Source organism: Corynebacterium anserum, from assembly GCF_014262665.1.
In the GTDB taxonomy this organism is placed as follows: Bacteria; Actinomycetota; Actinomycetes; order Mycobacteriales; family Mycobacteriaceae; genus Corynebacterium; species Corynebacterium anserum.
On record NZ_CP046883.1, the window covers coordinates 1,448,989 to 1,462,626 of the forward strand.

Consider the following 13,638-nt stretch of genomic DNA (forward strand, 5'->3'; position numbering starts at 1 on the left):
TCTAACCCTTACTTGGTCTTGCGGGAAACAGTGATCTGGGACTTCTTGACCTCGTGATCTTCCAAAGCACGTGGCTCGACCTCATTGATGATGGTTTCACCTTCGGTGGTTTGGAAAGAACGCTTGAAGTCAGCGATTGCGCTCTTCAGCTCGGACTGAGTCTCGCCGGACATCGCCTGCCCGCCCTCGATCTGTTCATAAACTCCGGCATGGTTGGAGTGCAGGTGCTCGAGCAGCTCTTCTTCGAAGCGACGTACGTCCTCAACTGGAACGTCGTCAAACTCGCCTTCGCCGGCGAGGTAGATGGAGACCATCTGGTCTTCAACGGACTGTGGCTTGGTCTCTGTCTGCTTCAGCAGCTCAACCAGGCGCTTACCGCGCTCAAGCTGCGCCTTAGAGGCTGGATCTAGGTCGGATGCGAAGGCTGCGAAGGCCTCCAGATCACGGTAAGCGGCAAGATCCAGACGCAGGGAACCGGAAACCTTCTTCATACCCTTAGTCTGTGCGGCACCACCGACGCGGGATACGGACACACCGACGTTAATTGCCGGACGAACGCCCTGGTTGAACAGGTCGGACTCCAGGAAGACCTGGCCGTCAGTAATAGAAATAACGTTGGTTGGAATGAAGGCGGAGACGTCGTTCGCCTTGGTTTCGATGATAGGAAGCGCGGTGAGGGAACCGCCGCCCAAATCATCAGACAGCTTTGCAGCACGCTCCAGCAAACGGGAGTGCAGGTAGAAGACGTCACCTGGGTACGCTTCACGTCCTGGTGGACGGCGCAGCAGCAGGGAAATTGCACGATAAGCTTCAGCCTGCTTGGTCAGATCATCGTAAATAACCAGAACGTGCTTGCCCTGGTACATCCAGTGCTGACCCAAGGCAGCGCCGGCAAATGGAGCCAGCCACTTAAAGCCTGCGGAATCGGACGCTGGGGCAGCCACGATGGTGGTGTACTCCAGAGCGCCGTTTTCTTCCAGGGTCTTACGGATGGATGCGATGGTCGAACCCTTCTGACCAATCGCAACGTAAATGCAGCGTACCTGCTTCTTAGGGTCACCAGATTCCCAGTTGGCACGCTGGTTAAGAATGGTGTCGATACAGACCGAGGTCTTACCGGTCTTGCGGTCACCAATGATCAGCTGGCGCTGACCACGGCCAATTGGGGTCATGGCATCGATAGCCTTGATGCCAGTCTGCATCGGCTCTTCCACCGGCTGACGCATCAGCACGGATGGAGCCTGCAGCTCCAACACGCGATCTTCTTCAGCCTCAATGTTGCCAAGGCCGTCGATGGCCTGACCCAGTGGGTTAATAACGCGGCCAAGGAAATTATCCCCGACCGGGATGGACAGGACCTCTCCGGTCCTCTTAACCTCGTCGCCCTCCTTGAGGGTCTCGTAGTTACCCAGTACCACGACGCCGACCTTGTCGGTGTCGAGGTTCTGTGCGACGCCGATCACGCCACCTGGGAACTCGAGCAGCTCGTTGGCCATCACAGATGGCATACCGCTCACCTGAGCGATGCCGTCAGCTGCCGTCGTAACCACGCCGACCTCCTCACGGGAGGCCTCCGGGGAGTAGCTCGAGGTGTAGTTCGCAATCGCGCTACGGATCTCGTCGGAGGAGATCGTCAGCTCCGCCATGTTCTTCCTGCTCTCGGTTTCGTCTTCCAGCTTTACTTCGTTTTGCTTTGGTCCGTCTTAGGCGAGGGAACGACGCAGCCGCTGCAGCTTGCCTGCAGTGCTTCCGTCGATCACTTCATCGCCGACGCGAATTACGGCACCACCGAGGAGGCTGGAGTCAACCTCGGAATGAACCGCAATTTTGCGACCGTAAATCTTTTCCAGCTTGTCCGCCAGAAGGGACTGCTGCTGTTCACCCAGTGGCGCTGCGCTGCGAACGCGAGCAACCTCGCGGCCGTCCAGTGCTGCTACCTCGTCACACAGTGCATCCAGATCTTCGACCGGACGCTTCTGTACGCGGCCAACCGCCTGCAGTGCTAAGGCTTCAGTAACAGAGGTGACTTTGCCATACAGCACCTTTGCCAGCAGATCGCGACGTGCGTCCTCGGACGCAGACTTGTCTGCCAACAGCATCTCAAGTTGTGGCTCGCGCTCAACGATGCGTGCGAGTTGGAAAAGTTCCTCCTCAACGCGCTCTAGCTGACCTTGCGCTTCCGCGGAACGGAGCAGGGCGCGACGCCCTAGCGCTACCAAACCATTGCGGAAGTCGCGCGTGTCAGACCAGTTTTGGGACACAGCAGCGGACACGATCTCCTCAGTGGAGGCAGATACTTTGCCAGCCAGCAGGCCCTTAATTAGAGATACGCGCTGTTCCGGAGCGGCGGCACTGTCTACGAGTGCGACGCGCAGGCTGCGTTCGGAGTCGAGCAACTCGACGACCTCAAACAGCTCAGAACCAGTCGTAGCTCCAATTTCAACCGTGTTGGCGGACTCATTCAGTCCCTGATCCAGGGAAGTTTTGAGTCGCTCCAATGCCTCTCGGCTCGCTGCGTGCATACCGATCACTTCCCAGCGGTGCCGACTCGATCGAGATCGGCAAGGAAGTTGTCGATAGTGCCCGAACGCTTCACGTCATCAGATAGCTGCTCGCCCAGGAGCCGCTCGGCGAGGGAAATAGAGTTCTCGCCCATCTCCTTGCGCAGGTCGGACACGACGGCGGCACGCTGAGCCTCAAGCTGTTTATGTCCAGATTCGACGATGCGATTGGACTCATCGGTAGCCTGAGCCTTCATATCAGCGATGATCTTCTGACCCTGGGAACGGGCGTCATCGCGAATCTGGGCGGCCTCGGTACGAGCCTCTGCGAGCTGAGCGTTGTACTTCTCGAGTGCAGCCTTGGCTTCAGCCTGCGCTGCCTCGGCACGCTGGATGCCACCCTCAATCTGATCTTCGCGTTGTTGTAGCACTTCCTGGAACTTAGGAAGGATGAACTTCCAGAAGACCACCAGGATGACTACAAAAGGAATGAGAGACCAGACGACATCGTACAGCGGTGGAATCAGCGGGCTAGGCGCATTTTCCATTGGAATGTCGCCGTCAGCCAGCAACATAATGTAGTTAGTCATAATGTCCAGCTTTCGCTCTCTTGCGGGTTAATAAATAGGACTCGGTTGTTGTCGTATTGCTTCTCACGGTTTCGCGGAAGCTCCGCCACAACCGTCAATCCGCAATTAGGCGAACAGGAAGCCGGCAACCAGACCGATCAGTGCCAGTGCCTCAGTGAAAGCGATACCCAGGAACATGGTGGTACGCAGCTGGCCTGCCATCTCTGGCTGGCGAGCCATAGCCTCAGCAGTCTTACCTGCAACCAGACCCACACCGATGCCAGGGCCGATAGCTGCCAGGCCGTAGCCAATGGAGCCCAGACCGGTCAGAGCGGTGGTGGAATCCTGAGCCAGAAGAATGAGGTCGTTCATGATTTACATAGCCTTTCTGGTGACCGACCAGACGAGGTTTTCCGTGTTCTTAGTGCCTGGTCGAGACGTTATTTGGTTGATAGTTACCCGGTGGCTTAGTGCTCGTCGGCGTGCAAAGACAACTCGATGTACACGGCCGTCAACAGGGCAAAAATGTATGCCTGCAGGAAGATGACCATGAGCTCGAAGAAGGAGAATGCAATGGCGAAGAGGATGGTACCGCCAGCCAGCAAGGTCCAGCCGTTGAGCTGCCAGAAGAAGAAGTTCGTGGCGCTAAACAGCATGACGAGAATGAGGTGTCCGGCCAACATGTTGGCCATAAGACGAATGGTCAACGTCATTGGACGTAGGACGAAGGTGGAGAAGAATTCAATCGGCACCACGATTACGTGAAGGAATGGTGGCAGACCTGGTATAACCAGCGAAGACTTCACAAACTTGCCGAAACCGTAGCGCTTTACACCCGCGTAAATGAACACCACGTAAGCCACGAGAGCCAATACCAGGGGTAGGCCGATACGCGCGCTAGGCGAGATGTTCAAGAATGGGATGATCGTCGGCAGGTTCACTGCAAGAACGGTGAAGAAAATCGCTGCGATGACAGGAAGGAAACGACGTCCCTCCTTCTTCCCCAAAATGTCCTCCGCAATATGGATGCGGACGAAATCCAGTGCGAGCTCTGCGAAATTCTGCACACCGCGCGGAATCAACTTCGGCTTGCGCATAGCAAAGAAGAAGAAAGCGGTGATAAGCAGGATCATCAGGATGCGAATGATCATCAAGCGATCCAGTGCAAAGGCGCCGTTGAGGAATCCGTCAAACCATAGCCGGTTTGGATCCAATTGCCCCGGGAAGAATTCGTGTTCCAATGAAGGGCTGTGGAACTCACCCTTCATGGCCAAGGTTGTTACGCTCAGCGTTCTCTCCCGTGATAGGGCCGCGGGACATTCTATTAATGTCAAGCGGTGCGATGGAGGTCTCTGTTGAGATGCTTACCGACTGTGTAGGGACTCCGTCGCACGTCCCCAATCAAGTCGGCGGTGCCTAGTGGCATGTACGCAAGCACCATGCTTGCTATTCCACCTTTATGGCCCATTGAAACCTTATCAGTTTCGTTGCCCATACCGCTAAGTGACTTTCAGCATGTCCCCCCTGTTTTCTTGTATGCTCCTCACTGGATTTTCAGCATTCTCACAGGCTACGCCGTCACCCCACCTTTTCACCCGTACAAATCCCCGTCTTCTCCTATAAATAAACCTTTGACATGCACTTTCTTCTTTTTATGACACCATGACTCCCTTTCTCACCCAGCGAGAAAATCTGGTGTGCTTTAGATCACGCTTGCCCATTTTTACCCCCTTTTGTGTCAAGGATCTGCCTCACATCTAGCACTACCTCAGCAAAAGCCACCTCATCCCAGTGAAAACGTATCTACATCTAGACCTGTTGGCTTAAACATGTTGGTTTAAAGGAACAGGTTGGCTTAGGGAGTAAGAATCTCAACTGCCAGCGCTTAGATGTAAACCTGCTGCGCTTTGGTCACGGACCACGTTTCGGTAGCGAGCAATACAACGAGACTGACGATCATGGTGGTAGCCAGCGCAGCGCGGTCGTAAAACGTCATGTCTTTGATAAGCAACATCACTACGAGAACCACAGCGATCTTGGCGAGCCAACTTCCCAAAACTGCGGCCATCGTGGTTGCCGGGGTGGAACGAGAGGTCATCAGCGTCACCACAACAGTCATCAACATGAATCCACCTGCAATTGCGACACCAATCAACACGCCCCAGATACCAGGCATATCGCGCAGGGCTCCCCAGATTGCCAGCGAAACGATGCCAATGATAGCTAGTGCAATCCCGCTGACTTTCAACGCGCGCCTCAAAGGCCAATTATGGTCATCTGCATGCGTCGTATCGTTGAGCTCTGGCAGCGGCTTGTTAGCCATCGATTTATCATTCACGTCGCTACTAGTCACAGAGATCGAGTCTATACGGCACTGTCAGGCTTGGATAATTCACCGTTGTGACGTCGAAAAGGAACGATCGTCACCACACCGACCAAAGCGAGCGCCCCGACAAACAACACAAGAGTCAACGTTGTCGGAAGAACCGAGGCTCCCACCGCGCCGAAGGCGACCACAGCAACCCAGCTATACAGTACCAATACCACGTGCTTCTGACTGTGCCCCAGACGCAACAAACGGTGGTGAAGGTGCATCTTATCGGGCGCAAACGGTGACTTCCCCGCCCCTACCCGGCGAACCACTGCCATAAGCAAGTCCAACAGCGGGATGGACAAGGCCGCCACAACCACGATCACCGGAGAGAGTAACGCGAACATATCCGCTGTGCCATACAAGGACATATTGATGCGTCCGGAAGCAGATACACACGCAGCTGAGAGCATCAAGCCAATGAGCATCGAACCTGAGTCACCCATGAAAATACGGGCGGGGGAGAAATTATGCGGTAGAAACCCAACGCATACACCGAGCAGCACAGTAGAAATAATTGCCGGAGGGTAAGCCGACACCGTCCCGCCCTGATCATGCAGGATCGTCAAGGAGTAAATGAGAATTGTCCCGGCCGCGATCGCTCCCAGCCCTGCCGCGAGACCGTCGAGACCGTCGACGAAATTCATCGCGTTAATAATCGTCACAGTAAGCAAAGCAGTCAAGACTGTGGACTGGATCTGGTCTAGAATCAGCGTGGTGCCGTCCCCTATGGGAACATAGATGAGATACCACGATAATCCCATAATGCTCATCACCACAGCCCCGCCCAGCTGTCCACCAAGCTTCAACATCCACGAAATATCGTAGAGATCATCGATTACACCGACAACCACAATGACAAAGGCAGCCATCACGACGGCCGCCATATCGGGAGTCACCGGAGGAAAACCGCGATTCAAAGCTGGAAGCTGGGAAGCCAACACGATGGCGATAATCCCACCTGTGAACATCGCCACCCCACCTAAACGAGGAGTGGGGATCTTGTGGACATCACGCTCACGAGGAGCATTCACTTGCCCATAGCGCATCATGATGCTGCGAATGATACCAGTGACGAGGTAGGTGACAGCACAGCCTACTAAAAGAACCAGAGCAAGTTCGCGCAAAGGAACACCAGCCCCGACGCTGGGTTGCGCCAGATGGGTGAGATGAAACGTCTCCTGTGCCGTAGTCACTGTTTACACTTGTCCTCGCAATTCGGCTGCGGACATGCCCAGCACCTTGCCAATCTTCTCCGCACTCAGAGCTCCTTCACGAAGAATTCGGGGTTTTCCGGACGACAAGTCGACGATGGTAGACGCCTCGCCAATAGTTGCCTCTCCCCCATCTAGATAAACGGCGACATCGTTGCCTAACTGATTTTCCGCCATGTCAACAGTGGTAGCGGGAGGTTGACCAGAAATATTCGCCGAGCTGACAGCCATCGGTCCGGTCTGGTTCAGCAGATCGATAGCAACCGGATGCATCGGCATACGTAACATGACGGTCCCGCGCGTATCACCGAGATTCCACGCCAAACTCGGAGCTTGGTGCACAACGACCGACAACCCACCAGGCCAAAAAGCCTCGACGAGACGACGCATAGTGAAGCTGTAGTCGCGAACCAATCCTTGAACCGTATTCCAACTACCCACCAAAACGGGGACAGGCATATCCGGGCCACGGTGCTTGGCGCGCAACAACGCATTGACAGCCTCATTGTCGAATGCATCGCAACCGATGCCGTACACAGTATCCGTTGGCAAGACCACCAAGCGCCCCCCTTTCACGGCAGAGGCCGCCGTCGTGATTGCATCCTCTCGATCATAAGGATCCGTCGCATCGACGCGCTGTGACATCACTCAAACTCGCCTTTGTTCTCTTTATTACGCTCTATTTATTGCTCATTAATCACTCAGTGTGCGCAATTAACTCTAGTGCCACACAACCCAAGTTCCACACTCTGCCACTGTTCCATTTCCACGGGTTTCATGAGAGGGCATGGACGCCACCTACTTCCACACCCTGCTCCGAGGAATGAAACCAGGATCCCGCACGATAGAAGCTGTCACAAATCGATCCCGTCCCGCGTAATCCTGGTGCTGTGTCACATCGATCATTCCATGAGCTTCCATCACACTACGCACATCGGCTCCTTTCGCGTCATCGTGTTCCACTGCTACGCCCGCCACGGGTGCACTGAGCAGATGGATCGCCTGAGCCAGCGGGTTCATCAAATTCATGCCGTCAGGACCGGCGAACACTGCACTATGCGGATCTGCTTTTACTTCCGGACTGATGAGCCCCTCCTCTAAGGCAGCTTCCGGAACATAAGGAGGATTGCTTAACACCAGCTGAGCCACGCCGCTAAGGCCGAGACGGCCAACGATATCCGGTTCTCGCACATCCGCTTGGATAAACCGCACAGCGACGTTTTCCCTCAACAAGCCCCTTCCACGCAGCTGGGCTTCATTTGCATGAGCCAATTCAAGAGCATCCGCGTCACGTTCCAACCCAATGATCTCTATATCTGGCGTCGTCAGCGAAGACAAACGGTGAGCCAACGCCAGGGCAATGGTTCCCGGACCCGAACACACGTCAACCACAGTGAGATGACCAGAAAATAAGCGACGACTCAGTTCGTATGTTGTGCGCCTCGTCCAGTAGCTACGCAGCCAGCGGTCACCCCATTCCACCAGCAACTCCGTTTCTGGACGCGGAATAAATCCCGCCGGCGAACTCAAAAAATCCAGGCCAGCGAACGCTGCAGAGCCCACAATATGCTGCAAAGGTACACGTTGGGCACGCCGTTGAACCCAAGATGTGAACACTTCTGGTGCGGATTCTTTTCCTCTCAAGAACAGATCAGTAGTACTCAGAGCGACCCTTGGCTCCCCTTCCCTCGGAAAATCTGCAAGAGCGTAGCCCATGAGCAGACGGGATTCCACCACCGGTGCGTCTATCCCAGCCTGCTCCAAAACGCGGGCACCCGCACGCACTGCATCGTCAACAGTGAGGCGGGTGTGATCTGTGTTGTCCACAGCGGATTAGTCCTCGGCTTCTAGTCGACGTTGACGCTCAGCCTCTTTCAATGCTGCGAACAGCGCCTCGAGGTCTCCCCCCAACACCGCATCCAGATTATTCGCCTTATACCCAATGCGGTGATCCGAGACGCGGGACTCAGGGAAGTTATACGTGCGGATGCGCTCAGAACGATCCATAGTGCGAATCTGCGCAGCACGTCCTTCCGCAGCCTCAGCCTCAGCCTTCTCCTCTTCCATCTGCTGGAGACGAGCAGCTAGAACCTGCATAGCACGAGCCTTGTTCTGAATCTGAGAACGTTCCTTCTGACAGGTCACGACAATCCCCGTTGGCAAGTGTGTAATGCGCACGGCCGAATCCGTGGTGTTCACACCCTGTCCACCCTTACCAGAGGAACGATAGACATCAACGCGCAGATCCTTGTCATCGATCTGCACATCCTCTATTTCATCCGGTTCCGGGTACACCAGCACACCCGCGGCGGAGGTCTGAATACGACCCTGCGACTCCGTGACGGGAATACGCTGCACTCGGTGTACTCCACCTTCGAACTTGAAGGCAGCCCACGCTCCATCTCGCGATGGCTGTTTGGAACGGATAGACATGGTCATATCCTTTACGCCACCCAGATCGGTTTCGTTAAGTCCAAGTATTTCCGTACTAAAGCCATGGCGTTCGGCGTAACGCTGGTACATGCGAGCCAACTCGCCAGCGAACAGCGCAGCTTCTTCCCCACCAGCTCCAGATTTGATCTCCATCACGATGTCATCGCCATCGTGTGGATCGCGTGGAGCGAGCAGATCCGTGAGTTTCTCTTCCAATTCAGCGATCTCGGCCTCGAGTCGTTCTGTCTCTTCGGCGAATTCCTTGTCTTCACTAGCCATTTCCGAGGCAGCCTCATGGTCCTCACGAGCCTGTTCCAAACGCTCATACGTCTGGATGATCGGTTGGAGTTCAGAAAAACGTTTGCCCACTTTACGGGCGGCGGAGGGGTCATTATGCAGTTCGGGATCCCCCAGCTGCATTTCCAAACCCTGGTACTCAGACAGGATGTCGTCGATCATTGACGGAGATTGGCTCATTGTTACTCCTCCTCGTCCTCGCCTGCCAGCGGTGCGGAGCTTGCAACCTGCAACATGAAATCACGGTTGGTCTTGTTTTTACGCAGCTGCTTGATGAGCAGGTCAATGGCTGCCTGAGGGTCGAGCGCAGACAGAATACGACGCAGCTTGTGCATAATCCGTGCTTCCTCCGGGCTCAGAAGCAGCTCATCCTTACGGGTACCCGAAGGGTTGACATCCACAGCCGGGAATACGCGACGCTCTGCAATCTTGCGATCAAGTTTCAGCTCAGCGTTACCCGTCCCCTTGAATTCCTCGAAAATAACTGTGTCACCAGCGGAACCAGTTTCCACCATGGCTGTCGCGATGATTGTCAGCGAACCACCATTCTCGATATTGCGAGCCGCGCCTAAGAAGCGCTTCGGTGGGTAGAGGGCATTCGAATCCACGCCACCGGACAAGATCCGCCCTGATGCTGGCGATGAATTGTTGTATGCGCGACCCAGACGAGTAATGGAATCCAGGAGTACTACGACGTCTTTACCCTGCTCGACAAGGCGCTTTGCTCGCTCTACTGCGAGCTCAGCTACAGCAGTGTGCTCTCCCGGTGGACGGTCAAACGTAGAAGCAATGACCTCACCATTAACGCTGCGCTGCATATCGGTCACTTCTTCGGGACGCTCATCCACAAGGACAACCATGAGATAGCACTCCGGGTTGTTCTTGGAAATCGCATTTGCGATGTCCTGCAAGATGGTGGTTTTACCGGCCTTGGGTGGGGAGACAATCAGTGCGCGCTGTCCTTTACCGATCGGCATAATCAGATCGATGACGCGTGTGGTCAATACTTTGGGCTCGGTCTCCAAACGCAGTCGCTGATTAGGATACAGCGGGGTGAGCTTAGAAAACTGCGGCCTCTGAGCGGCTAATTCCGGAGTTAAACCGTTAACGGTTTCAACGGAATACAAAGGTGTGTACTTCTGACGGTTACGTCCGCGGTTGCCACGTCCTCCCCCATTTCCGCCGCGGTTATCGTTATTCTTCTGCCGAATAGCCCCGACGATAGCATCACCATGGCGCATCCCGAACTTGCGCACCATATTGATCGGCACATACACGTCCGTCGCCCCCGCGTGGTATCCCGTGGTGCGGATGAAAGCCGTATTGGCATCGGCAAAATCAAGGATGCCGGCGACCGGGGTGAGCACAGGGGGCTCATTATTCTGCTTGTCCTGTTTATTGCCCTGGTTATCCTGGCCACGATGGTCGTTACCACGGCTATCGTTGCGGCCTCCGCCCTGATTGTCCTGGTTATTATCGCTACCTTGATTGTCCTGGTTGCGGTCACGCCCACGGTTGCGACGGTTGCGGCGGTTGCGGCGGTTACGGCGGTTACGCCCACGCCCCTGGTTATCGTCATCGTCGGAGTTATCAGCGCGGTTGCCAGTGCGATCATTACGGCCGTTGCTGCTAGCCCTATCCTCAGCATTATCACTGTTGTCCGAGGCATTGTCCTTATCTCCACGGTCAACACGGGAAACACCCGCATCTCCACGGTCAACACGGGAGACACCCGCAGCTTTATCCGCCCCCGTATTGGCTGAACCTGAGGCGCCCTCAGGGCTAGAATCACGATCCGTCCGGGCCACATGCGCCGCCCGGGTGTCCTGGCCTCCGGACTGCTCATCTGTTGCGTCGTCCACTGACGTGCGCGTGCCCCTTCGCCGCGTGGTCTGTACCCGCGTAGTTTTTGCCGGCTGGTCCGATACTGGAGCGCCACCATTATGGGCGCGTCCCCCAGCAGTCTCAATAGCTGCGATCAAATCCCCCTTGCGCAGAGCAGAAGTGCCCTTCAACCCCTGAGCAACTGCGATCTGACGCAATTCCGGCAACTTCAGAGAAGCCAAACCGTTTGTCTCGGCCCGGGTGAGAATATCCGACAGGCTCACAAAAGTCCTTTCACGTCGTCCTGCTCCACGTTGGCAGCGCGAACGACACGATAAGTAGAAAATCTTCAGGTGAATCTTTGAGCCCCAATCAGAGCGATCGACACGACCCTGATTTAGACCCGAAGGAAAAATATTGTGGTGAAAAAGTGGCGTCGAATAAAAGAAGTAAACGCTCAACCACTCTTCGAGGCAACCTAGGGCGCTTGGCCAGCCACACACAGAGTCCCTGCACACCCATTGCTGAGCATCAAACACATTCGTTGCTGAACAAGTAAACAGTGCAGAAAAATGTGAGGGGTGGTACTGCGCAGATGCGTGAATCTCGAAGTTATGTCTAAGACTAGCACCTGTCCCCGCCAGAACCTACAACGGTAGGCTATAACACCATGAAGTCGACCATGCAGGAGATCCCATTTTCTATGTCGCGGATCCTCCACTTTGGAGCAACAGCCCATCGCCACACCACTGTCACCACCTATCTCGGCCGAAGACCCGAAGTCACAACTTATGGCGATATCGCAGCACGTGCTGGCGCGTTGGCCACAGGGCTCCGGGATGTGTTCGGAGTGGGCATCGGAGACCGTGTCGCTACCTTCATGGCGAACTGTTCTGAGCACCTGGAAAGCATGCTTGGCGTGGCAGCGATGGGGGCAATCTTCCATCCCCTCAACCGGTATCTCATGGACGACCAAATCATCCACGTAATCAACCACGCCGAAGATCGCGTCATCATCTGCGATCCTACTTACAGCGAACGCCTCGTCCCGATGCTGCGCCACTGCCCAACAGTGAAAGCCGTCATCCTCATCGGCGCGGATTTGCGCTCTGTCAATTCTGCCCGTGCCCTCGCCCGCGATCACAGACACAACATCACCGTCCGGGGCTATGAAGAGCTGTTGGATGGACGTAGTGTGGACTATCCCTGGCCTGAACTTCCAGAAACTGCGCCAGCGGCAATCTGCTATTCCACTGGCACAGAAGGCGCTCCCAAAGGAATCGTGTACAGCCACCGTTCCATCTGGCTCCATGCTCTCTACCTACGTACCGCTGACTCCTTCGGCATACGTAACGGCCTGAAATTTCTCTGCTGCGTGCCCATTTACCACGTGTTGAGCTGGGGAGTTCCTATTTCCGCCTTCATGTGCGGCGCCCCCTTAGTGTTCACCGGCCGTTCTGATTCTTCCGAACATTTGGCTCACGTTATCGCCGACGCCATGCCCCGCGCAGCCCATGGGTCCCCAGCAATTTGGAGGAGCCTTCTGGAGCACTACAAAGAAAACCCTCCAGAAAGAATGACACTGCGAATCATCTACTCCGGTGGCCAACAGGTTCCACCTGCACTGATCGATTCCTGGGAGGAAATGTATGGTGTGGATATCATCCACACCTGGGGTATGACAGAAACCGGACCGGTAGGAACCGTGGCACATCCGCCAGCTGGTGTCGCGGGCGAAGCGCGTGCGCGCTATCGCTATTCCCAAGGACGCTTTCCGGCCAGCATGGAATACCGCATCGTTGACAAAAATGGAACCATCCTGCCGAATACGGACCGGACCGCTGGCGAGTTACAGGTACGGGGAAATTGTGTGACGGCGAGTTACTACCACTCCCCTGCCGCCGTACACGGAGGGTCGGCGTCGGTTTTCCGAGGTCAGCAGGTAGACAATGCAGAATCCCGGTTCACAGAAGACGGTTGGTTGCGCACCGGCGATATCTCCACGGTCAACGAGGACGGATTCCTCACTGTTCATGACCGAGAAAACGATTCCATCCGCTCTGGCGGTGAATGGATCTACTCGGCCGCGTTAGAGAACTACCTCATGGAGCGTGGCGAGGTGGTTGAGGCCGCTGTGGTCGGTATTCCCAATGACAAGTGGGGACAGCGCCCCCTCGCCGTCGTGCGACTGAGTGAAGGACTCGTCGGAGACCGTGCAATGGCGGAACTGCTGCACGCTGCGGTCAGCAATGAAGTGCCACGCTGGATGGCCCCAGAGTATTGGACGTTTGTGAGTCGCATTCCCAAGACGTCGGTCGATAAATTCGACAAAAAAGACATCCGGCAGAGTTTTCACGATGGCGAATACGACATCATCAAACTACGCACCCCCGGCGAACGCGAAGAATAACTACAGCAGGGTCAACCAC

General features: G+C 55.5%; 12 protein-coding genes. 1 reads left to right on the forward strand and 11 read right to left on the reverse strand.

The features are described 5' to 3' along the window. Positions 1–8 precede the first annotated feature (8 nt). The 11 genes from atpA to rho form a co-directional block, all read right to left on the reverse strand. Complete coding sequence (gene atpA, locus GP473_RS06040; protein WP_185770032.1) at positions 9–1,646, reverse strand: F0F1 ATP synthase subunit alpha; 1,638 nt, start codon at positions 1,644–1,646, stop codon at positions 9–11. Positions 1,647–1,703: 57 nt separating this feature from the next. After that, positions 1,704–2,522 (reverse strand): F0F1 ATP synthase subunit delta, encoded by an 819-nt coding sequence (locus GP473_RS06045; protein ID WP_186276709.1) that lies wholly within the window; start codon positions 2,520–2,522, stop codon positions 1,704–1,706. 5 nt (positions 2,523–2,527) lie between these two features. Beyond that, the gene (locus GP473_RS06050; RefSeq protein WP_186276710.1) at positions 2,528–3,091 is read right to left on the reverse strand and encodes a F0F1 ATP synthase subunit B; all 564 of its coding nucleotides are present in this window, start codon (positions 3,089–3,091) and stop codon (positions 2,528–2,530) included. 105 nt (positions 3,092–3,196) lie between these two features. Then, a complete protein-coding gene (locus GP473_RS06055; RefSeq protein WP_151903038.1) occupies positions 3,197–3,442 on the reverse strand; it encodes an ATP synthase F0 subunit C in 246 nt (81 codons plus the stop codon). A 95-nt stretch (positions 3,443–3,537) separates the two neighbouring features. Next, positions 3,538–4,338 (reverse strand): F0F1 ATP synthase subunit A, encoded by an 801-nt coding sequence (atpB, locus tag GP473_RS06060; RefSeq protein ID WP_186276711.1) that lies wholly within the window; start codon positions 4,336–4,338, stop codon positions 3,538–3,540. Between the two features lie 617 nt (positions 4,339–4,955). Next, a complete protein-coding gene (locus GP473_RS06065) occupies positions 4,956–5,423 on the reverse strand; it encodes a Cg1360 family ATP-synthase-associated protein (RefSeq protein ID WP_246394711.1) in 468 nt (155 codons plus the stop codon). A gap of 11 nt (positions 5,424–5,434) precedes the next feature. Next, positions 5,435–6,637, reverse strand: coding sequence for an MraY family glycosyltransferase (locus GP473_RS06070; protein WP_186276712.1), 1,203 nt, complete (start codon positions 6,635–6,637; stop codon positions 5,435–5,437). Between the two features lie 3 nt (positions 6,638–6,640). Beyond that, positions 6,641–7,300 (reverse strand): L-threonylcarbamoyladenylate synthase, encoded by a 660-nt coding sequence (locus GP473_RS06075; RefSeq protein WP_186276713.1) that lies wholly within the window; start codon positions 7,298–7,300, stop codon positions 6,641–6,643. A 153-nt stretch (positions 7,301–7,453) separates the two neighbouring features. Continuing rightward, positions 7,454–8,482 (reverse strand): N5-glutamine methyltransferase family protein, encoded by a 1,029-nt coding sequence (locus tag GP473_RS06080; protein ID WP_186276714.1) that lies wholly within the window; start codon positions 8,480–8,482, stop codon positions 7,454–7,456. 6 nt (positions 8,483–8,488) lie between these two features. Beyond that, positions 8,489–9,565: a peptide chain release factor 1 gene (gene prfA, locus GP473_RS06085; protein ID WP_186276715.1), complete on the reverse strand. Its 1,077-nt coding sequence runs from the start codon at positions 9,563–9,565 to the stop codon at positions 8,489–8,491. A 2-nt stretch (positions 9,566–9,567) separates the two neighbouring features. Beyond that, positions 9,568–11,487 (reverse strand): transcription termination factor Rho, encoded by a 1,920-nt coding sequence (rho, locus tag GP473_RS06090; protein WP_425488601.1) that lies wholly within the window; start codon positions 11,485–11,487, stop codon positions 9,568–9,570. A gap of 392 nt (positions 11,488–11,879) precedes the next feature. On the opposite strand from rho, the gene GP473_RS06095 reads away from it, so the two are divergent. After that, positions 11,880–13,619 carry a long-chain fatty-acid--CoA ligase gene (locus tag GP473_RS06095; protein ID WP_185770041.1) on the forward strand — a complete coding sequence of 580 codons (1,740 nt, stop codon included), beginning with the start codon at positions 11,880–11,882 and terminating at the stop codon, positions 13,617–13,619. Positions 13,620–13,638: the final 19 nt, after the last annotated feature.